Origin of the sequence: Clostridium pasteurianum, assembly GCF_001705235.1 — a bacterium.
Classification (GTDB): domain Bacteria; phylum Bacillota; class Clostridia; order Clostridiales; family Clostridiaceae; genus Clostridium_S; species Clostridium_S pasteurianum_A.
The window spans coordinates 2,389,307-2,410,579 of the sequence record NZ_MCGV01000001.1 but is presented as its reverse complement, the minus strand read 5'-3'; the positions used below and the strand labels follow the sequence as shown (position 1 = coordinate 2,410,579).

Here is a 21,273-nt window from a genome sequence, read left to right as displayed (position 1 = left end):
TCAGAATATCGTTCGTATCATTTGGGCCAAATTTTTTCTCCGTACAACTCTATTTAAAAGTAAATCTTCATAAACTTCCATGGCACTTCTTGCAAACTTTTCTTCTGAATATAAATAAGACTTTTTTCTTGCATTAAAAGCAATTTGTTCTCTGAGATGTAAATTGGTTTTTAGCATTTTCACAGCTCTTACAAATTGTCTTTCATTTGTATATGTAAAACCTGTAATTCCATTTATAATCAGATCTTTCACGCATAAATCCCATTTGCATATTACTGGACACCCGCTAGCAAGTGCCTCAATATATGTCAATCCTTGAGTCTCACTTTTAGATGCTGTTACAAATGCAAATCCTAACTTATAATATTTATGTACTTCGCTCCTTTTAACCATACCTGTAAATTTCACAAAATCCTGGACTTTATATTTAGAAGCTAACTTTTTAAGTTCTGGAAGATACGGTCCCCCTCCAACTATTAAGAGTTTAATGTCCTCTACTTCTTTTATGGCTTTACTAAATAACTGTATTATTTCCTGTATGTTTTTTTCTTCTGCTGCTCTTCCAACATATACTAATATATTATCTTTGCCCGTCAATCCGTATTTACCTAAGATTTCCTCTTTCTCGTTTTTCTTGAAATCTTCTTGAAATTCTTCTATCTCTATTCCCGTTGGTATAATTTTTATATCTTTATATACCTCATATTTTCTAAGAGCATCTTTTACCTTTTCTGTTGGTGCTATAATTTCATCAAATGTATTAAATAGCACTTTAATTATCCTGGCCATTGCAGCCTTTCCTATAACTTTACCTCCCAAGAAATACTTAAGGTAATCTTCATACATTGTATGATATGTATGTACCTGGGGTATATCTAATTTTCTCCTAATATATTTAGCCACTAACATCGTAGAAAATTCTGTTTGAGAATGTATTATTTGAGGACCCCACTCTATTATTTTACTTATTATTGTATTTCCAAATGGCTTCATTATCCTAGCATCAGGATATACTTTAGCAAAACGGGAATTAAGATAATACACGTCCCCTTCTATATACTCATTTCCATTATAAGATAAGGTGAGTATCTTAACATCATAACCTTCTTTCTTTAATTGCCTATAGAGGTTATTTGTTGATACCACCACACCATTTATCATAGGGTAGTAAGTGTCTGTTGTTATTAAAATTTTCATTGTTACCCTCCACTGATTTCAATATTATGAAGCGGTACATATTAATAATCAAATATTTATATCTTACTTCCCTATTATTTTTTCCTTATTTTCTATAAATTATTAGCATGTTTTGTTATTTTTATATTTTTTATTAAGTGTTCTTGCTGTATAAATTCCACTTGCTGCGGCTTGAGATAATGAATGTGTAACTCCAGAACCATCTCCCAAAACATATAATCCCTTAATTTTAGTCTCTAAATTCCCATCTACCTCAACTTTGGAGTTATAGAATTTAACCTCGACTCCATAAAGTAGTGTATCCTCATTTGCTGTTCCAGGTGCAATATTATTTAATGCATATATCATTTCAATTATATCGTCCAGCTGCCTTTTAGGTATTACAAGAGCTAGATCACCTGGAGTAGCTTTAAGTGTTGGGATTGTAAAGCTTTTTTCCATTCTATGCTCATTACTTCTTCTTCCATTTACTAAATCACCAAATCTCTGAACAAGCACTCCTCCTCCAAGCATATTGCTTAATCTTGCGATAGATGCTCCATATTCATTGCTATCTTCAAATGGTTCCGTAAAATTATTCGATACTAGAAGTGCAAAATTAGTATTTTGTGTACGTAGTTCTGGGTTAGCATAACTGTGCCCATTAACCGTTATTATTCCATTGGTATTTTCCGTTACAACTTCACCATATGGATTCATACAAAATGTTCTTACTCTATCATTATACTTTTTTGTCTTATAAACTATTTTACTTTCATACACAGCATCCGTTATATGTGCAAAAACTTCTGCTGGAAGCTCTACACGTACTCCAATGTCAACTCTATTACTCCTAGTCTTTATTCCAAGTTTACTACATATATTAGATATCCATCCAGAACCAGAACGTCCTGTCGCTAATATTAAATCATTGCATTCAAAAGTTTTATCACGTGTTTCAACCTTGAATTCACTGCTCTCTTTATATACATTTAAAACTTCAGTATCAAAGATTATATCCATTTTATCCTTTAAGAAATTATAGATATTTCCCATTATAACTACATTTCTGTCTGTTCCTAAATGTCTTACCTTTGCATCAAGTAAATGTAAGTCATACTGAAGAGCCTTTGCTTTGAGACCAGAATTTTGAGTAGAATATAATTTAGCCTCTGCTCCTCCCATACTGCATAGTACACTGTCTACATAATTCATAAGCTCAAGTGCTTCCTTAGCACCTATGTACTTATAAAGTTCTCCTCCAAAATTATTAGTTATATTATATTTGCCATCAGATAAACTTCCAGCTCCACCATAACCGTTCATAATGTTACAAACATTGCAATTTATACATGATTTTATTTTTTCACCATCAATAGGACATTTTCTCTTTTCAAGACTGTGTCCCTTCTCTATCATTAATATTTTCACATCTGGATTACTTTTTATTAACTCATAAGAAGTAAATATTCCACTTGCTCCTGCTCCCACAATAATTACATCATATTTCATAAATAATATCCCCTTTCTATGCAAAATACCTTTTGCAGTTTCATATTAACAAAGCCTTTTAGTCTAGTCAAATAAACTTTTTTATTATTTACCTTCAGTTCATAATTTATAAATACTGCAAAGTAATAGTATTTTGAAACATTAAATAAAAATCATAAGACTAAGCTTCAAATTATAAAAATACTAAGAAATTTTAATAACTCGCTGAAAAAAAGCTCAAACAAATTAAAATTTCTAAGTCTTTTTATGATTTGAAGCAAGTCTTATTGACTTTTATTTAAATCGTTGCCAAAATACTATTACTTCGCTTAAAATAAAAGCAAGGTAAATTTTTCTCCGCTTCCCTACGAAAAATAATATATATTAAACTAAATCAGTTATTTAAATTTTGCAAGCTTCGTAGAATTATTGAAAGTTTACTTGTCTAAATAGTGATTTACTAATTTAACCTATGTAATTTATGCCTAAAATTCCGTAGGTACGGAGGAATTTTCCCCTTGCTTTACTCCAAAAGCGAATTAATATTGATGAAGTAACAATTTAAAAAAATTCTAATAAATGTTATCATACACGAGGTTTGGGCTTTGCCCATTATCCTTCTTTACTTAATAAGGGCAATCTCTATATTATAAAAGATTTAGATGTGCCTTTAAATCAAGGTTATTAATCGTAAACATTAAAATAGCCTATATTTTATAAAGAAGGATAATGGGTCTATGACCCGAACCCCAGTTAGGATAAGATTTATAGAATTTTTTTAATGTTACAAGTCAATGTTAATTCGTGATAAAAAATATTTATCCTCATATTTTAATATGTATGTGTAAATAATATTCTAGAAAATATTATAAAGAGGTGGCGAACATGAATATACCAAACTTACTTACTCTTTTTAGGCTTTTTTTGATTCCATGTTTCATATTTGCCTTTTTCTCTCAATCTAATAATAGTTTAATCAGTTCAGCAGTTATATTCTTTACTGCTGGTTTTACAGATATACTAGATGGATTTATTGCAAGAAGATTTAATATGGTAACTAAATATGGAATTGTGCTTGACCCATTAGCAGATAAGCTCATGCTTTTAACAGTTTTGGCATGTCTGTCCATAAAAGGTTATATACCATTAATAATATTAATAATAATGCTTATAAAAGAATTTTCTATGATTTTTATTGGTATATTTCTTTATGGGAAAAAAATAATAATCCCTGCGAATATCTGGGGAAAATTATCAACAGTTACTTTTTACGTTGCTATATTAGCTTTTGTTTTTAACAAAACTTTAGGAACTTACTTACTATACCTAGCTCTCATTAGTGCAATTACTGCGTATGTAAATTACTTCATCATATTTTTATCAAAAGTAAAACAAAATGTACCAAAATAAAAAAGATTTCCTTAGGAAAAGCAACAATTTAAGTAACATATTAAACGCCTTTCCTAAGGAAATCTATTATAATTTATTTAACTCGCGAAGTCTATTTAAAATATCTATTTAATAAACCTCTGAAAGCAGAACCATGTCTAGCTTCATCTTTGCACATTTCATGAACAGTATCATGAATAGCATCATAGTTAAGTTTTTTAGCTAAAGTAGCAAGCTCTTTTTTACCTTCGCAGGCACCCTTCTCAGCATCAACTCTCATTTGAAGATTTGTTTTAGTGTCGGCTGTTACAACCTCACCCAAAAGTTCTGCAAACTTTGAAGCATGATCAGCTTCTTCATAAGCTATTCTCTTGTAAGCTTCAGCGACTTCAGGATATCCTTCTCTATCTGCCTGTCTTGCCATTGCAAGGTACATTCCAACTTCTGTACATTCTCCTGTAAAATTAGCTCTTAAACCTTCTAAGACTTCTTTATCAACATCTTTAGCAATTCCTATTTTGTGCTCGTCAGCCCAGCCTTCAGTATCATCTTTAACTTCAACAAATTTATCAGCTCCAGCCCCACAAACAGGACATTTTTCTGGAGCATCCTCACCAGTATAGATATATCCACAAACAACACATTTAAATTTTTTCATTTTAAAAATCCTCCCTATCAATATCTTTTTAATATTTTTATTTAAACTTACTTTCATATATTTTTGCTAACTCTCTTTGACAATTCTTATTATATAATAATTATTATTAATTTGCAATAGTTTTTTAAAAAAAGTTTTTTTAGTTTCAGAATTTTTTTTAAATAATTTGAAATTAAATTTCATCTATAAAAAGATATTATCGGCAAAAAAAAACTAAAGGTGCTAATCTTTTAACACAAAAATTCTAATAACAACAATTTTAAAATTGAAAAGAAAATACAAGTTGAAAAGGAAATGAATATGTGTTAAACTAATCATAAAATTAAATTCTTACCTAGGGTAGAGGTGCTGTGGTTATTAGTATTTATTCTTAGCTGGCAAGCTGTGAAGAATAGAAAAAGGAACTGCGGCCGAAGAAAGATTTCTGGCAAGGACTCTTTCTGGTTTTGTATATAATATATGCAGAACTGTCACTATTCTCTTATAGTGGAGAGCTACAAGGTGCACATATAATGTTTATAATAACAGTAAAGTGTTCCTTTACTGTTAATTTTTTTGTACCCAAAATCAATCACCCTGGTAAGGGAAAGAGGAATTAAATGAAAATTCAAGGCGTTTTAATACCACTAATTACTCCTTTTAAGGATGGAGAAGTTGATTTGGCTTCTTATAAAAATATGATAGAGTACTACTCTAAAAAGGGTGCAGCAGGTTTTTTACCTCTTGCAACTACAGGTGAAACTCCAACATTATCAAACTATGAATATCAAAACGTACTAGAGAAAACTGTTGAATACAATAAGTCCAAGCTTCCTATTTATGTTGGTTTTGGCGGTAACAACACAAGCAAAATGGTAAAAGACGTAAAAATGTTTGAAAAATACGATATTAAAGGTATCTTATCTGTATGCCCTTACTACAACAGACCAGATCAAAGAGGAATATATGAACACTTTAAAAATATATCTGAAGCTACTCCTTTAGATATAATAATCTACAATATACCTTATAGAACAGGTAGGAATATTGAGAATGATACTATAAGAAAACTTTCCCAATTAAAAAATATAGTTGGAGTAAAAGATGCCTGTGGAGACTTTAATCAAACCACAAATTTACTTTTAAACCGTCCAGCTGATGATAATTTTTCAATATTAACAGGTGAAGATGCTTTCTTCTACAGCACTTTAATGCTTGGAGGAGACGGAGGAATCATGGCATCTGCACATATAAACACAGAAAAATATATTGAAATATACAATAAAGCAAAACAGAATGACCACGAAGGTGCTTTTAAAATATGGAAGGAAATAGCTCCAATAATTCCACTGCTGTTTGAAGAACCAAATCCTGCTCCAATAAAATACTGCTTATCTAAATCAGGAATGATAGCTTCTGATGATGTAAGACTTCCATTAGTAAAAATATCTGAAACTCTACAAGAAAAATTAAACAAAATTTTATAATAGTTATCCACATTTGTGCTAAAATAAAAGGCATAGATGTGGATTATTTTTTATAAAAGTGTATAACTTTATATTTTTTAAATGAAGGTGATTATTATGACAGAGAATAAAATAAAAAAACTGACTCCACTTGCTGAGACAAAATTTTTAAGTCTTTATGATGTTGAATATACGAATAAAAAACATGATTTAAAACATTGGGTTGTAGCTTCAAGAAAAAATTTTAATACTCTTAAATCACAATATTTTGATGGTGCAGAAGAAAAAATGGATGCAGCTATAATTGCAGCTTTTCATAAAGATACACAAAAAATAGTTTGTATAAAACAATTTAGAGTACCATTAAACAGCTATGTATATGAACTTCCAGCAGGTTTAATTGATGAGGGAGAAAACTTCGATGAAGCCGCCAAACGTGAACTTAAAGAAGAAACAGGTCTTGATCTTCTAAAAATAAATCACGAAAAAACTAAAAAAAATGTTTACGCCTCTGCTGGTATGACAGATGAATCTGCTGCAATAGTATTTTGTACCTGCAGCGGCAATTTATCAGATAAATATTTAGAAGATGATGAAGACATAGAAGTATTGATGCTCTCGCAAGATGATGTAAAAAAGCTTTTAAAAGAAAATGTAAAAATGGATATGAGAGCCTTTATAATGCTTCAAGCTTTTGCTGAATTAGGCGAAAAGTTATTTATTTAGGAGGTTTATATGAATAACATTATAAGTGATATTGTAAAAGAAATGATACTGTATTTTGATGGAGATGTAAGACGTATAAATCATGCTTTAAAAGTTTACAGTTTTTCAAAAACTATAGGCGAACTTGAAAGCATAGGTGATGAAAAGCTCAAAATCCTAGAAGTCGCTGCTGTTTTACACGACATAGGTATTAAAGAAAGTGAAAAAAAATACAATTCTTCTGCTGGAAACTATCAAGAATTAGAAGGTCCCCCTATAGCTAAAAAGCTTTTAGCAAAATTTAATTTTGAAACCTCCTTTGTAGATAGAGTTTGCTATCTTATAGGACATCATCATACTTACACTAAAATTGATGATATAGATTATCAAATACTAATAGAAGCAGATTTCATTGTAAATATATTTGAGGATTCTATAGGTAAAGACAAAATTAAAATAATTAAGGAAAAATATTTTAAAACTAATGCAGGTATAAAATTTATAGAAAACATGTATCTTTAATGCATGAAATTGTAAAAATCGCACTGTGAAATTAAATTCACAGTGCGATTTTTTATTATTTAAAATATTGACATAAGTTTAAAAGATGCTATAATCAATTACATAATATTTTAGTATTCATATCAGAATAGTATGAATTAATCGCATATTAATACAAAAGATTAAGGGGGAACTATCACTATGAAAAAACTATTTAAAGGAATAACATTTATTACACTATTAAGTATTCTTTTAGTTGGATGCACAGCAAATAAACAAACCAAAAATGAGGATTTGCTTAATCAAATAAAGAAGTCAGGGACTTTAAAAGTTGGTCTAATGGGAACATATCCTCCGTATAACTTCATGAACAGCAAAAACGAAGTTGACGGATTTGATGCTGATATTTCAAAGGAAGTCGCTAAAAGACTTGGAGTTAAAACTAAATTTGTAACTAATGAATGGTCAGGAATGGTTGCAGGCCTTCAAAAGGGCAAATTTGATGCCGTTATAAGCCAGATGACAATTACACCTGATAGAAAAAAATCAATGGATTTTTCAACACCATATATAAAAAATTCCGTTAGTATTATTGTAAAAGAGAATAATAGCAGTATTAAATCCATTAATGATTTTAAAGGTAAGAAGATTGGAGTAGGGCTTGGAACAAATGATGAAACCTATTTAAGGGAGACTGTGCTTCCTAAAGTGGGGAACTTTGAAATTGTCACTTATAACGACGTTTCTACAGCATTATTAGATTTAAACAGCGGAAGAATAGATGCTACAATAAATAATATTTTTTCTGTTAAACCTACAGCGGATAAAAATAATTTAAAAATCAAAACAGTTGGTAAATCACTTAAGGATGATTATGCTGGAATAGCTATTAAAAAGGGTAATCCTGAGCTTTTAAAAGCCTTAAACAAAGCTCTTAAGGACATGAAAGCTGATGGAACATACAAAAAAATATTTGTAAAATGGTTTGGCGTTAACCCAAATCTATAAACTTGGGGGCTTGAATTATGGATATAGTTTTACCGGAAATTCCGTATTTGCTTAAAGCCGCATATTATACCGTGATTCTAACTGTAGTTTCTGTTGGATTGGGATTAATAATTGGTTTAATTGCCGCCATAGCACGACTGACTAAAAATAACGTAATATCATCAATTTCTAGAATATACGTTTCAATTATTAGGGGTACACCTGCACTGGTGCAAATATTTATTATATACTACGGTTTGCCAGATTGGGGAATAACTCTTTCTCCTCTCACCGCTGCCTTTGTGGCTTTAAGCATAAATGTGGGTGCATATTTATCAGAAACAATAAGGGGAGCTATACTTTCTGTACCTAAGGGACAAATGGAAGCGGCAAAAGCTTTAGGCATGACTTATTTTCAAAGCATGACAAGAATCATACTTCCTCAAGCTGCAAAAATTGCAATAGCTCCCATTGGCAACACTTTTATAGGAATGCTTAAAGATACTTCACTTGTATCAATAATTACGGTAACAGAACTTTTACGTGCAGCTCAACTTTTAATAGCAAAACATCTTACAGTTATGCCTTTTTATATAGCAGTTGCAATTATATACTGGATTATGAGTACATTTTTTTCATTTATTCTGGGACGTATTGAAAGTAGATTATCAAAAAGTTATTCTATGTAACAAAAGCGGAGGTTTTATTATGGACTTCCGTTTTTTATTTTTTGCTGTAAAATAAAACTATAATTAGATATTTCTTATGGAGGATAACATGAAAAAAATTTTAATTATAGAGGATGACCTAAAGTTAAGAAAGTACATAAAAGATTTTTTAATTAGCTATAATTATGAAGTCAAACTCATAGAAAACTTTGACAGCGTTGAAGAAGAAGTTTTAAGTACCTCTCCCGATTTGATATTGCTGGATATTAATTTACCTAAATTCAATGGTTTCTATTTCTTAAAAAATATAAGAAAAAAAATATCCACTCCTGTAATTATCATTTCGGCAAGGAATACTGAGCAAGAGCAAATAAGAGGAATAGACTTAGGCGCTGATGATTACATAACCAAGCCTTTTGGAATAGAACTTCTTATTGCAAAGATAAATGCAATATTTAGGAGAATTGATTCTAGTGTAAGTAATATTATAAAATTAAAAGATATAGAACTTATGTGTGACAGCATAAGTCTTAAAATAAATGATAAAGTCATAGAACTTTCTAGAAATGAGTATAAGCTTCTTAAAGTTTTTATGACAAATTATAGTAAGGTGGTTTCACGAGAAGAACTCTTAGAGGAGCTTTGGGATGAAACTTCTTTTGTGGACGATAATACGCTAACTGTAAATATAACAAGATTAAAGAAGCGGCTAAAAGAAATAGGAGCAAACGTCTCTATTGTAACCAAAAGGGGGATTGGATATGTCCTTCAATAAAACTTTAATTAATACTTTTAAAAAAGAAAAATCAGCTATATTTCTTTATATTATTAGTATATTATCTATTATACTTTATTACTTTTTTCTATATGGCAAACATTCTATGTCATATCCCATAATTTTAGCATCAACCTTTCTAATATGCTATCTTATCTATAAGTTTTTTGTATATAAAAATCTCTACACTTATCTAGATGAAGGAAAGGTTAGTCCCAAATATAAGATGAAAAATGGATATGTCTTTGAAGATATACTTAATGTAATGCGAGAACTACACGGCAACTATATTTCAAAAATTGATCTACTGGAAGAAAGACACGAAGAAAAGGAAAAATTTTTAAGCGAATGGATTCACAATATGAAAACCTCTGTAGCAATCATAGAACTTGCATCGGAAAAAGGTAAAAAGCTTTATGGAAATGAGGATGTAATTAAGGATATATATGAAGAAAATGTTAAACTTCAAGAAAACCTAGAGAGTGCTTTGAATATATTTAGACTTGAAGAATTTGCAAAGGATTATATTCCAGAAAAGATTAATTTAAAGAGATTAATAACGGATATTGTAAACACTAAAAAAAGAAATTTTATATATGGACGAGTGTTCCCTAAAATTGAAATTGAAGATGAATATTACATATATACTGATAAAAAATGGGCAGGCTATGTTATTTCCCAAGTTATTAATAATGCCATAAAGTATGCTGAAAACACAAAATATATAACCTTTTACTGTGAGAGAAAAGAAGAAGTTATTACCTTACATATAAAAGATACTGGCATTGGCATAAAAAAAGAAGAACTAAGCAGAGTTTTTGAGCCATTTTTTACAGGAAGTAATGGAAGACGTAAGGAAAAATCTACAGGCATAGGGCTTTATATGTGCAAAACTATATGTAAAATGCTAAATAGTAATATAAGTATAGAGTCAGAGGAAGGGAAAGGAACGATTGTAAGCATAACCTTTCATGCGTGTAAGGTTGTGTAAGGATAAGCGATTTGAAGCAGCACTTGAAAAAGATATACTAAAGATGAAGAAGGTAATAAAAAGTTTTGAAAAGATATGGCAAAGTAATTGTGGATTGATATAGGAGGACAAGTATGAGGGTTTTAGAGTGCGCGAAACTCACAAAAGTTTATGATGCTTACAAAAAATCAGGAAGTGTAAGGGCATTAAAAGGCATATCATTCCATGTCGAACAAGGTGAATTTTTGGGGATAATGGGTCCAAGTGGTAGTGGTAAAACAACACTTTTAAACATACTTTCAGGCATTGATAATGCTACTAATGGAGAAGTTTTTATTAACGAAAAAAACATACTTAATATGAAAAAGGATGAACTTGCACTTTTCAGAAGAAAAAATGTAGGGTTTATATTTCAAGATTTTAATCTTTTAGACAGCTTAACAGTTAGAGAAAATATAGGATTTCCAATGACAGTGGATAAAATAAAGCCTAATAAAATTGAAGACAAAGTTAATGAACTTTTAAAATTTTTTAATATTGAAGATATAAAAAACAGCTATCCATATAATATTTCTGGTGGACAAAAGCAGAAAACTGCTGCAGCAAGAGCTCTTGTATCAGAGCCTAAAATTTTATTCGCAGATGAGCCTACTGGTAATTTAGATTCCAAATCATCCAGAAATATTATGGAAAATTTTAAGCAAATAAATGAAAAAAGAGAAACCACAATTCTTATGGTAACACATGATCCCTTTGCGGCCTCATTTTGTAAAAGAATTATATTTATAAAAGATGGCGAGATAAAAATTGAAATAAATTCTAACGGTGATCAAAAGAAATTTTTTGATAAAATCATTGAAACAGAGGGCATTGTAGGAGGCGACCTATAATGAATTTATCTCAAATTATACTTAAAAATATTAAGTATAATATTAAAAGTTATACTGCTTATCTTATAGGGAATACTTTTATTATAGCTATTTTATTTATGTTTTTCAGTCTTTTATCAAGCAATGTGTTTATGAAAGTAATTGGAGGAAGCCATCAGGATAGTTCAGAAATGTTAGAAGCTATGATAACTTTAATGGCGGCTTTTTCAGTAGTATTTATATTGTACACCACAATATCCTTCACTAAATATAGGGGAAAAGAATTTGGAGTTTATTTTACTATTGGGTTAACCTCCAAAAATATAATTAAAATCCTGTCATATGAGAACTTAGTGATTGCCGCCTCTTCCTTTATTTTAGGAGCTTTTTTCGGAACTTTATTTTCAAAAATATTCTATATGGCAATATTAAAAACTTTAAATATGACTAATATTAATATAAAAATAAGCCTTAAACCATATATATATATAACTTTAATAGCAGTTTTGATTTTTGTATTTAACATTTTATATCAGATAATATTTCTCAAAAGACTTTCAATTTCACAAATATTAAAATCTAATTCTACAAAATATGTAGGGAAGACAAATTTCATTTGGGGAATCATGGGCATAGTTATTTTAATAATAGCCATGTCTACTTTTCAAAAAGCTATGAATCAGGGAATTTACAGACGAAGTACAGTAGCACCTATGATACTTTGTTCGATTTTGGCTTGTATTATTTCACTGTATTTTGTAATAGGTTCTATTATGACATTAATATTAAAAATATCTAAAAGATTTAAAAGCTTTTATAACAACAATATTTTATGTTTGAACTCTCTTTCTCACAGATTCATTGAGTATAGGTCAGTTTTATATGTTTCAATACTTCTTATAGCAAGTGGAATAGCACTTATTTCAATTTCGTATTCAATTTACAAATCATCAAAAGATTCCATAGATAGATTGTATCCTTATGACTTAAGCTTCGTAATAGAAAAGGATTTATATAATTTGGATTTAAAAGATGTACTTGAAACATCCGGTGCTCATATTAAAAGTTTTAATACACTTCAAGGGATAAATGTGCTTAATTTACGTGAATATAGTAATCAGATAAATTGGATGGGCATACCTATTATGGCAACCAGCCAAAATTGCTTTAATAAATTAAATAAACAAAATATAAATGTGACCCAAAATCATGCACTTTTTTATTATGCTGATTTAAAGGATACGCATGGAGGGTTAATTGTGGATTTTTCTAAGGAAGAAGATTATAAAATAAGTAAGGTAATGTCTCTATTCAATAGGAATAAAGTCTCACTTAACGACTATATAAAATTTAAAAACAATAAAGGATTTTTATATATTCCCTATCCCAATGTAATTTATAAGCAGGGAAACATTAGTAATGCCTTTAATTCATCAGGAGATGCCTCTTTTATCCCATTTATGAGATGGAATTCAATAATACTAAGTGATGAAGATTACGCTAAACTTAAAGAAAATTCTTCCCCAAAATTAATTTACTATGATGTTCTTGTTAATTTATACAATAATGATGATTGTAAAGTTATAGAAAAGAATTTGTCACAAAAGTTAAACAAAATAGGAGGAGAAAAGCTTAAAGATACTTTGACTTTAAAAGAATTAAAGCTTCAAGAACAGCTTGGCAATACTAATTTCACATTATTTACTTTTGTATTTTTCGGTATGATGCTTTTAATCGGAAGTGCTGTAACCTTATATTTTAAGGTTTTTACATCAATTGAGGATGATAGAAACCTTGTAAATCAATTAATTAGAATAGGACTTACCCAAAAGGAGATAAATGCAATTATCATCAAGGAAATTGCAGCAGTGTTTTTAATTTCACCTTTAATCGCAATATCTGTTATTAGCTATTACATTTCAAGATTATATATAGATATTCCATTTGGAAGATATATGTGGGCTAACAGCCTAGTTGTTTTTGCAATCTATGGTGCAATTCAAATAACCTTCTTTTTACTTACTACAAGCAGATACTTAAAGGAAATTATGAATTAAGGAGAAAAGATTATGAAGAAAAATTATTATAGAAATATAACTATACTTGGACTTCTACTAAGCATAGTATGGATTATAGCAGTAAATACTCAGCCATATTCTGATTTTCAGTATTACAACGAACTTGCAAAAAAAATAGCAAGCGGCGGTGCATGGGGAGATACCTATACGTCTGTAGGATACTCAATAGTCCTTGGCTTTGTATATAAAATTTTTGGAACAAGCTTAATTACTGCCAAAGTTTTTAATATATGTTTAACAGCTTTTAATTATCTCATTGTCTATTGGATATTAGAAGAGATTAATATAAGCGAAAGAAAAAGGAAGATTATTTACGGAATATTTGTTCTTTTCCCTAACAATATTTTTTATAACAGTATCACAGGGACAGAAATATTATTTGTAACAGTTTTTCTTATAATGACACTTGTATATCTTGGAAGCAGTAAATATAAATACATTATATTAGGAGCTCTCACGGCAGCTGCTGCAATGATAAAACCATTTTTCATTTTATTTTTCTTTGCAGTATTTGTAATAGAACTTTTGCTTAAAAATAAATTCTTAGATGTGATTAAACATAGTATTTTAATATTTGCTATTAGTATGGTATGTCTTTCCCCCTGGCTTTACAGAAATTCAAAACTTATGGGACAGTTTACATTTATATCAAATAACAATGGTATTGTGCTTTATATAAATAACAATTCTCAAAATCATACTGGACTTTGGATGGATGCTAAAAACGTTGAAAATTCTATTGTAACTAAAAAAAGCTATATTAAAGCCAATGATACAGAAAAAAATAAAATGCTATCTGCTGCCGCTAAAAAATGGATAGTAAATCATCCAGGACAATTCATTATTTTAGGTTTTAAAAGATTATTTAACACTTATTTTAGCTGCAGTGATATAAGCTATAGTTTTTATGGAAGTAGTATAAATCCAAGTGTTCAAATGCTTTTAGCTATTTTAGCAAATGACGTTAAGATTTTTATATTTGCAATAGCAGTAATTTCAATAATTGCGTATAGCCTTAAGGTAATTTACAGCTTGATTAATAAAAGGGAATTGGATAAATTCAGTATATATAATTTAATTATATTTTATATGGTTACCTGCACTTACTTTGTTACAGAGGGACAGCCGAGATACTCCTTCCCTGTTATATTTATAGCAATTTGCTTCTCTGTTAATGGAACAAACTATATTGTAGATTGGATAAAAAAGAAGCATTTAGGAAACTCCTAATTCTTTATAAAAATTGTACAGTGCTTAAAAATATAAAGCTTAAAATTAGTATAACTGTGTTATTAAAATATAAGTTATACCAATTTTAAGCTTTATTATATTTTAAATACATGTTGTATAATAATTCGATGTGACTTATAATTATTAATTAGCGCAAACTTATAGGAGGAATAAAATGTGGACGTATTTAAGAAGAAGACAGTAAAAAATTTTGATGATGATTATGCAAAAAGTAGTTTAAAGAAGAAACTTACAAGTTTTGATTTGGCTGCACTTGGAATAGGTTCAATAGTTGGTACAGGTATTTTTGTTGCAACTGGTCAAGGTGCCAAAATAGCAGGTCCAGCAGTCATTATATCATTTATAATTGCAGCTATAACGAGTGCTCTTTGTGCTCTTACATATTCTGAACTTGCATCAATGTTTCCTGTATCAGGAAGTACATATTCTTATTCATATATTGCTTTTGGTGAAATTGTAGCATGGATAATAGGCTGGGATTTGATACTTGAATATCTTGTTTCAGCAGCGGCTGTTGCAGCTGGGTGGTCAGGTTCATTTAATGGAATACTAAGTGATTACGGAATCAAATTACCACTTATGCTAACTAAAGCACCAGTATCTGGAGGAATTGTGGACTTGCCAGCAGTAATTATAACAGCCATAGTAACATGTCTTTTATACATAGGTGTGTCAGAAAGTGCAAAAGTAAATGATATTATAGTTATAATAAAAATATTGATAATTATTATATTTATAGCATTAGGAATAACTCATATAAAATCAGCAAATTATCATCCATTTATGCCCTTTGGTGTTAATGGAGTAGTATCAGGTGCGTCAATTATATTTTTTGCTTTTATTGGATTTGATACAGTATCTACAGCTTCAGAAGAAACTAAAAATCCAGAAAGGGATGTGCCACGTGGACTTGCCTTATGCTTAATAGTAGTTATAATAATGTACATATCTGTTTCATTAGTGCTTACAGGCATAATTTCATATAAAGATATTAGTATAGATAATGCCCTTCCAGGAGCGCTTGCCCATATAGGAATAAATTGGGGTTCTGCCTTAGTTGGAATTGGTGCTGTAGTTGGAATGATATCCACACTTCTTGGAACTTTATATGGACAAATTAGAATATTTATGGTTATGGCAAGAGATGGATTACTTCCAAATATTTTTGCAAAGGTAAATAAAAAACATAGTACACCAGGGTTATGTACTATTTTAACTGGTGTAGCTACTGCTATTCTCGCTGGATTTTTGCCACTTAATATGATAATGGAATTGTGTAATATAGGAACTTTGTTTGCTTTTGCACTTGTTTCTGTTGGTATTATAGTTTTAAGAGTAACTATGCCAGAGGTAAAGAGAAATTTTAGATGCCCTGGTGTTCCATTTACTCCAATAATAACTATATTTTGCTGTGGCTATTTAATATACAGTCTTCCTGTTGTTACATGGATTAGATTTATTGTTTGGCTTTTAATTGGAATGTTAATTTATGTGTTTTACGGATATAAGAATAGCAAGATTAGAAAAGCCAAAAAAGATATACTTTAAAATTAGGCAATATTATTATATACGAGGTTTGGGCAATTTAGGAAGTGCTTATATGGAGTTGTTGGTGATAATGTAAAAAGTGCCTATTTATAGTTAAGAAGGATAATGGGTTTTTGACCCAAACCCCGTATATAATCGTTATCCTTCTTAACTTCAAATAGGCAATCTCTCTTTATAAAAAATTTAGATAAGTTTTTATTTAAGTAATGCACTATAGAAATTTACACCCAAAATTCCGTAGGTACGAAGGAATTTTTTCCTTGTTTTACTTCAAAAGCGAGTTAACATTGATGAAGTAACGATTTAAAAAAATTCTAATAAATCTTGATAAAAAAATCATAAAATACTTAGATTTTTCAATTTGTCTGAACGCTAGTGAGTTATTGAAAAATCTTAGGATTTTATGATTTTTTCATCTTAGATTTATAGAATTTTTTTAATGTTACAAATCAATGTTAACTCGCTTTATTTTTCTTAAGCGAATTAGATATTACAGCAGAAAATACGCAGCATAATATTGATATTCCAATAAATATTAATATTATTGAATGAAATCCGTAATTTAAAGATGCTTTTACATTGGCACTAGAAATAAGACTTTTAATCGCTGCTGTTGTGCCATATAAATTATCCGGATTTACATTATTAATTGATTTCATACTTAAATATTTAGTAATCCCTAAATTGAATACAACACCAAATATTGAAACACCTATAGTTTGCCCTATAGTTCTTAGTAAAGAGTTTGAAGCCATTGCTGCGCCCCTATTCTTAGCATCAACAGATTCCTGTATAACTATAGTCATTGTTGTAAGAATTCCTCCATATCCGAATCCCATGATAAACGCATACCCTATAAGAAAAATTAAGGAAGACTCCGTATTTAATGTATATAAACAAATAGAACTCATAAATATTATTAAAGCAGAAGCAAAAATAATAATTTTTTCTCCATACTTTGGCAGTAATTTCGATAAAATAAATGATGACATAAGCCATGAGATTGACATTGATGCTAATGATAATCCCGATATAGTAGCATTAAAGCCTAAAATATTCTGAATGTATATAGGCAAATAAACATCTGTACCTACTAATATTGCACAAATAAGAAAGCTTATTAAATTTATTACGTTTACTTTTAAATTAAATATCTCAAAAGGTATGAGCGGCTCTGGTGCCTTAGTTTCTATTAAATAAAATACAATAAGTAAAATTATTGTACATAATACTGGCACTGTAGTCTTAAATGAAAGAATTGTTCCACTTGTGCCTATACCTAATACAGCTAACAAAAATATTACAATAGCAGCTGATAACACTATTATTCCTTTATAATCCACTGAATGTTCTTCTTTTTTAATAGTTTCTGCCATATTTTTTTGCAGAAGAATTACCGACAAAATTCCAAAGGGTATATTCACATAGAAAATCCAATGCCAGGACAAATAATCTATTAAAAGTCCTCCTATAAAGGGACCAACAAGGCTGGCAATTCCCCATACAGAGCTTATCCATCCCTGCACTTTAGCTCTTTCCTCTATCGGAAATACATCTCCAACAATAGTAAAGGATACTGTAAAAATGGAGCCTGCACCCATCCCCTGTATGCCCCTAAATACTATTAACATATATATATTCATGGATGTTCCACAAAGTGCACTTCCGATTAAAAATATTATAATTCCAATACATAAAATATTTCTTCTGCCATATAGATCCGCGAGCTTACCATAAATTGGCGTAGTAATGGCAGCAGTTAAAAGATAAACTGAAAATACCAAACTAATTTTACTAAACCCATGCAGTTCCCTAACAATTGTAGGCATTGCAGTAGTTACTACAGTTCCCTCTACTGCCCCCAAAAACATGGCAACCATTAATGCAATAACTATATTTTTCTTTTTTGAATTCATACATTACCACCTTATCTCTATTATTAAATGTCTTCCCTAAACCACTAATTCATCCATAAAATTTAACGTTTTTTCATCTGTCTCTAAAATATTTGTGAGAACTTCTTTAAAAGCAGCAAATTTTATAGACATCGCTTCAGGTTTCCATTTAAATAAATCTTCATCCATATAAAAATTTGAAATGGTAAGCATAATTTCTGCTGTCTCTAACGGATATCTAACCTTAAAAAAGCCCTCATTATTACCCTGTGAAATTATATCTGCATAGATAGGTGAAAATCCTTTAATAAGTGCAACCATTAATTTTTGATGAAATATTTTATTTGATGGATCATTAATCTTTTCATCTTGCTGGCTACCTGTATTTATTTTTATACATTTCAAAAATATTTGTTTTAATCTATCTATAGCATTTAGCTTTCCTGATACTGCACTTGAGACTCCATTAATCCAAAAAGAAACTCGATTTTCTATTGCTGCATCTGCACATTCTTCTTTTGAAGAAAAATAATGATAAAAAGCACCTTTAGAAATGTCTAATTCCTTAATTATAAGTGAAAGTGTAGTATTTTCATACCCTTTCGCAATAAATATATCCCACAGCCTATTTGCTAGTTCATTTCTTTTATTATCAAAGTTTATATTTGTTCTTGACATATACTTACCCTCCATTGCACAAACCATCTGTCTTAAATTGTATTAAAGATTAAGTATAACGTCAATTATTAAAGTAACTTACTAAGCTTTTCCATGCTCGGGATATTCATATTTAACTCCATTCCTGAGCTAAGTATCTCTCTAAAATTATATTTCATTTCATCAATTGCTTTAAAAGCATGCGCCGTATAGCGCTGCATTATTGGGTTCTTTTCAAAGTTGCGTTTAAACATCGGATAAAGTATAAAAAATGGTATAGACATCATTTTTACTTCTGGAAATTCTTTTAATTTAACACCTCTCCTTTCACAAATTTTGTAACCTTCACGCATAGCTTCAAAGCATGTTTTTACTAGTTTTTTATCTTTTAACATTTCATTTAAACTACTATATTTTGAAAGTCCAACTCCAAATGGGCTTGCACCAACGTTATGTACCCATAACCAATGAAGTATATTGGATGGGATTTCAGGCTCAATGCCGCAGATTTTAAAAGTTTTTACTGTCACATCTAACAATGTTTTTTGAACATCATATACAGTGCCAAGGGATATATCATTACCTATATTCCCCCATAGCAAATCCCCTTTAAAGGTTCCGCCACCACCAGCGTACCCCATAATATATTGATCCTTCTTTAAATATTTATCTATTTCGTAAGTTCCTTTCCAATTTAAAGTAAAAATTAAATACTTAGCATTAGGTGCTTTATATGCCAGAGTTTTAAGTGCATCATTCAACTCATATGTATTCACTGGAATCATAATCAAATCGTAGTCTTCAGTTATTTCTGCTGCACATTTATATGTATATTCACCTGTTGTGTTCATGTGTTTTTTATCCTTACGCTCGTCTATAATGTCGTAAGATATAGTTTTGCCATTCATAAGTTTAAGTTTGTTTTTCCTGACAAAGTGAGTAACTTCATGATGATGTGAAAGTGCATGCCCATAAAGTGTGCCAATGACACCTGTTCCTAATATTAATATTTTCATATTTTTTCCTCCCATTTATAAACCGACTGTTGGTTTAATTATACGAGGAAAAAATTTCAAAGTCAATAGTTGGTTTTTAAACATATGTTTACGCATAGTATACTTTAATACTCTAAAAAAGTATGGCTTATGCTGTACTTTTTTCTTTTTTAAAAATCAACCTTTATAATCATCCTTTTGGTTGATTTGTTTTTTTTCCATTTTTGTTACTATAGCATCAAGGAAACATTGAAGGGAGAAATAAACTTGGAAAATATAATAGAAGTTAAAAACTTAGAAAAAGGATATAGGAACAAAAAAGCAGTAAATGGAATCAGCTTTAATGTAATAGCAGGAGAAGTACTTGGATTTTTAGGTCCTAATGGTGCCGGAAAAAGCACAACCATAAATATACTGTCTACAGCTTTAAAATCAGACGGCGGAGAAATTAAATTCGATGGACAAAATATTAAGGAGAACACACTTTATGTAAAAAAAAATATAGGAATAGTTCCACAGGATTTAGCAATATATGAAGACATCTCGGCAGAAAGAAACGTTAAATTCTTTGCAAGCTTATACGGTCTTAAAGGGGAAAATTTAAAAGAAAAAGTCAAGGAAGCACTTGAATTTGTAGGTTTATATGATAGAAAAAATGACAAGCCAAAAACTTTTTCAGGTGGTATGAAAAGAAGACTTAATATAGCCTGTGCTATAGCACATAATCCAAAGCTCATAATAATGGATGAGCCTACTGTTGGAATAGATCCTCAATCGAGAAATCATATTTTGGATTCCATAAAGAAGCTTCAAAAAAAAGGAGCAACAATAATATACACAACCCACTACATGGAAGAAGTAGAAGAAATATCAGACAGGATAATCATAATGGATCACGGAACTATTATTGCTGAAGGGACAAAAGAAAAGCTTAAGGAAAATATTCAGGATGAAAAAGTGTATACCATAGAAGCTGATAATGTAGCAAAATTAAGAGATGATGATTTCTTTGAGGTTGAAGGAGTTAAGAAAGTAAATATTTTAAAAAACAGAGTGGAAATAGTATGCCTAAATACAGTTGAAAACTTGGATAAGTTAATTATGGTCATGATGAATAAGCACTGCAAAATAAATAATATAACAACCAATACAGCTTCACTTGAAAGAGTGTTTTTAAATCTTACAGGAAGAAGCCTTAGGGACTAGGAGGTAATA

19 protein-coding genes and 1 riboswitch are annotated in these 21,273 nt (G+C 29.9%); of the genes, 13 read left to right on the top strand and 6 right to left on the bottom strand.

The window, feature by feature from the left end:
* Together BEE63_RS10695 and BEE63_RS10690 are read right to left on the bottom strand one after the other, a co-directional pair.
* The gene (locus BEE63_RS10695; protein ID WP_066021377.1) at positions 1 to 1,197 is read right to left on the bottom strand and encodes a glycosyltransferase family 4 protein; all 1,197 of its coding nucleotides are present in this window, start codon (positions 1,195 to 1,197) and stop codon (positions 1 to 3) included.
* Positions 1,198 to 1,299: 102 nt separating this feature from the next.
* Positions 1,300 to 2,688 carry an NAD(P)/FAD-dependent oxidoreductase gene (locus tag BEE63_RS10690; RefSeq protein ID WP_066021376.1) on the bottom strand — a complete coding sequence of 463 codons (1,389 nt, stop codon included), beginning with the start codon at positions 2,686 to 2,688 and terminating at the stop codon, positions 1,300 to 1,302.
* 864 nt (positions 2,689 to 3,552) lie between these two features.
* On the opposite strand from BEE63_RS10690, the gene pgsA reads away from it, so the two are divergent.
* The gene (pgsA, locus tag BEE63_RS10685) at positions 3,553 to 4,077 is read left to right on the top strand and encodes a CDP-diacylglycerol--glycerol-3-phosphate 3-phosphatidyltransferase (protein WP_066021375.1); all 525 of its coding nucleotides are present in this window, start codon (positions 3,553 to 3,555) and stop codon (positions 4,075 to 4,077) included.
* 91 nt (positions 4,078 to 4,168) lie between these two features.
* Here the strand turns inward: pgsA and rbr3B are convergent, their stop codons facing one another.
* On the bottom strand, positions 4,169 to 4,714 hold the full coding sequence (gene rbr3B / locus BEE63_RS10680; protein ID WP_066021374.1) for an NADH peroxidase: 546 nt from the start codon (positions 4,712 to 4,714) through the stop codon (positions 4,169 to 4,171).
* Between the two features lie 332 nt (positions 4,715 to 5,046).
* Positions 5,047 to 5,219, top strand: a riboswitch (Lysine riboswitch).
* Positions 5,220 to 5,313: 94 nt separating this feature from the next.
* On the opposite strand from rbr3B, the gene dapA reads away from it, so the two are divergent.
* From dapA to BEE63_RS10625, 11 genes are all read left to right on the top strand, one after another.
* The gene (gene dapA, locus BEE63_RS10675) at positions 5,314 to 6,180 is read left to right on the top strand and encodes a 4-hydroxy-tetrahydrodipicolinate synthase (RefSeq protein ID WP_066021373.1); all 867 of its coding nucleotides are present in this window, start codon (positions 5,314 to 5,316) and stop codon (positions 6,178 to 6,180) included.
* Positions 6,181 to 6,276: 96 nt separating this feature from the next.
* A complete protein-coding gene (locus tag BEE63_RS10670) occupies positions 6,277 to 6,885 on the top strand; it encodes an NUDIX hydrolase (protein WP_066021372.1) in 609 nt (202 codons plus the stop codon).
* 9 nt (positions 6,886 to 6,894) lie between these two features.
* Positions 6,895 to 7,386, top strand: a complete 492-nt coding sequence (locus BEE63_RS10665; protein WP_066021371.1) for an HD domain-containing protein — start codon at positions 6,895 to 6,897, stop codon at positions 7,384 to 7,386.
* 180 nt (positions 7,387 to 7,566) lie between these two features.
* Positions 7,567 to 8,373 (top strand): transporter substrate-binding domain-containing protein, encoded by an 807-nt coding sequence (locus BEE63_RS10660; protein ID WP_066021370.1) that lies wholly within the window; start codon positions 7,567 to 7,569, stop codon positions 8,371 to 8,373.
* A gap of 17 nt (positions 8,374 to 8,390) precedes the next feature.
* Positions 8,391 to 9,041 (top strand): amino acid ABC transporter permease, encoded by a 651-nt coding sequence (locus BEE63_RS10655; RefSeq protein WP_066021369.1) that lies wholly within the window; start codon positions 8,391 to 8,393, stop codon positions 9,039 to 9,041.
* Between the two features lie 88 nt (positions 9,042 to 9,129).
* The gene (locus BEE63_RS10650) at positions 9,130 to 9,795 is read left to right on the top strand and encodes a response regulator transcription factor (protein ID WP_066021368.1); all 666 of its coding nucleotides are present in this window, start codon (positions 9,130 to 9,132) and stop codon (positions 9,793 to 9,795) included.
* Positions 9,782 to 10,786 (top strand): sensor histidine kinase, encoded by a 1,005-nt coding sequence (locus tag BEE63_RS10645; RefSeq protein ID WP_066021367.1) that lies wholly within the window; start codon positions 9,782 to 9,784, stop codon positions 10,784 to 10,786. The genes BEE63_RS10650 and BEE63_RS10645 overlap by 14 nt, the downstream gene beginning before the upstream one ends.
* 113 nt (positions 10,787 to 10,899) lie before the next feature.
* Positions 10,900 to 11,655 (top strand): ABC transporter ATP-binding protein, encoded by a 756-nt coding sequence (locus BEE63_RS10640; RefSeq protein WP_066021366.1) that lies wholly within the window; start codon positions 10,900 to 10,902, stop codon positions 11,653 to 11,655.
* Positions 11,655 to 13,691, top strand: coding sequence for an FtsX-like permease family protein (locus BEE63_RS10635; RefSeq protein WP_066021365.1), 2,037 nt, complete (start codon positions 11,655 to 11,657; stop codon positions 13,689 to 13,691). Before BEE63_RS10640 ends, BEE63_RS10635 begins: the two co-directional genes overlap by 1 nt.
* Before the next feature lie 12 nt (positions 13,692 to 13,703).
* Positions 13,704 to 14,942, top strand: a complete 1,239-nt coding sequence (locus BEE63_RS10630; protein ID WP_066021364.1) for a hypothetical protein — start codon at positions 13,704 to 13,706, stop codon at positions 14,940 to 14,942.
* Between the two features lie 177 nt (positions 14,943 to 15,119).
* The gene (locus BEE63_RS10625) at positions 15,120 to 16,511 is read left to right on the top strand and encodes an amino acid permease (RefSeq protein ID WP_066021363.1); all 1,392 of its coding nucleotides are present in this window, start codon (positions 15,120 to 15,122) and stop codon (positions 16,509 to 16,511) included.
* 455 nt (positions 16,512 to 16,966) lie between these two features.
* Here BEE63_RS10625 and BEE63_RS10620 read toward each other — a convergent pair whose 3' ends face one another.
* The 3 genes from BEE63_RS10620 to BEE63_RS10610 all read right to left on the bottom strand — a co-directional run bounded on the left by BEE63_RS10620 (position 16,967) and on the right by BEE63_RS10610 (position 20,079).
* A complete protein-coding gene (locus BEE63_RS10620) occupies positions 16,967 to 18,427 on the bottom strand; it encodes an MDR family MFS transporter (RefSeq protein WP_066021362.1) in 1,461 nt (486 codons plus the stop codon).
* 36 nt (positions 18,428 to 18,463) lie between these two features.
* Positions 18,464 to 19,084, bottom strand: coding sequence for a TetR/AcrR family transcriptional regulator (locus BEE63_RS10615; RefSeq protein WP_066021361.1), 621 nt, complete (start codon positions 19,082 to 19,084; stop codon positions 18,464 to 18,466).
* Positions 19,085 to 19,152: 68 nt separating this feature from the next.
* Positions 19,153 to 20,079 carry a ketopantoate reductase family protein gene (locus BEE63_RS10610; protein ID WP_066021360.1) on the bottom strand — a complete coding sequence of 309 codons (927 nt, stop codon included), beginning with the start codon at positions 20,077 to 20,079 and terminating at the stop codon, positions 19,153 to 19,155.
* Positions 20,080 to 20,325: 246 nt separating this feature from the next.
* On the opposite strand from BEE63_RS10610, the gene BEE63_RS10605 reads away from it, so the two are divergent.
* Entirely contained in the window at positions 20,326 to 21,264 is a 939-nt protein-coding gene (locus BEE63_RS10605; RefSeq protein ID WP_066021359.1) for an ABC transporter ATP-binding protein, read from the top strand.
* Positions 21,265 to 21,273: the final 9 nt, after the last annotated feature.

Coding starts and splice junctions, on each gene's coding strand:
- BEE63_RS10665 (WP_066021371.1), top strand. CDS start 6,895: ATGAATAACATTATAAGTGATATTGTAAAAGAAATGATACTGTATTTT.
- BEE63_RS10655 (WP_066021369.1), top strand. CDS start 8,391: ATGGATATAGTTTTACCGGAAATTCCGTATTTGCTTAAAGCCGCATAT.
- BEE63_RS10615 (WP_066021361.1), bottom strand. CDS start 19,084: ATGTCAAGAACAAATATAAACTTTGATAATAAAAGAAATGAACTAGCA.
- BEE63_RS10645 (WP_066021367.1), top strand. CDS start 9,782: ATGTCCTTCAATAAAACTTTAATTAATACTTTTAAAAAAGAAAAATCA.
- pgsA (WP_066021375.1), top strand. CDS start 3,553: ATGAATATACCAAACTTACTTACTCTTTTTAGGCTTTTTTTGATTCCA.
- BEE63_RS10690 (WP_066021376.1), bottom strand. CDS start 2,688: ATGAAATATGATGTAATTATTGTGGGAGCAGGAGCAAGTGGAATATTT.
- BEE63_RS10650 (WP_066021368.1), top strand. CDS start 9,130: ATGAAAAAAATTTTAATTATAGAGGATGACCTAAAGTTAAGAAAGTAC.
- BEE63_RS10695 (WP_066021377.1), bottom strand. CDS start 1,197: ATGAAAATTTTAATAACAACAGACACTTACTACCCTATGATAAATGGT.
- BEE63_RS10620 (WP_066021362.1), bottom strand. CDS start 18,427: ATGAATTCAAAAAAGAAAAATATAGTTATTGCATTAATGGTTGCCATG.
- BEE63_RS10640 (WP_066021366.1), top strand. CDS start 10,900: ATGAGGGTTTTAGAGTGCGCGAAACTCACAAAAGTTTATGATGCTTAC.
- BEE63_RS10635 (WP_066021365.1), top strand. CDS start 11,655: ATGAATTTATCTCAAATTATACTTAAAAATATTAAGTATAATATTAAA.
- BEE63_RS10670 (WP_066021372.1), top strand. CDS start 6,277: ATGACAGAGAATAAAATAAAAAAACTGACTCCACTTGCTGAGACAAAA.
- BEE63_RS10660 (WP_066021370.1), top strand. CDS start 7,567: ATGAAAAAACTATTTAAAGGAATAACATTTATTACACTATTAAGTATT.
- rbr3B (WP_066021374.1), bottom strand. CDS start 4,714: ATGAAAAAATTTAAATGTGTTGTTTGTGGATATATCTATACTGGTGAG.
- dapA (WP_066021373.1), top strand. CDS start 5,314: ATGAAAATTCAAGGCGTTTTAATACCACTAATTACTCCTTTTAAGGAT.
- BEE63_RS10610 (WP_066021360.1), bottom strand. CDS start 20,079: ATGAAAATATTAATATTAGGAACAGGTGTCATTGGCACACTTTATGGG.
- BEE63_RS10630 (WP_066021364.1), top strand. CDS start 13,704: ATGAAGAAAAATTATTATAGAAATATAACTATACTTGGACTTCTACTA.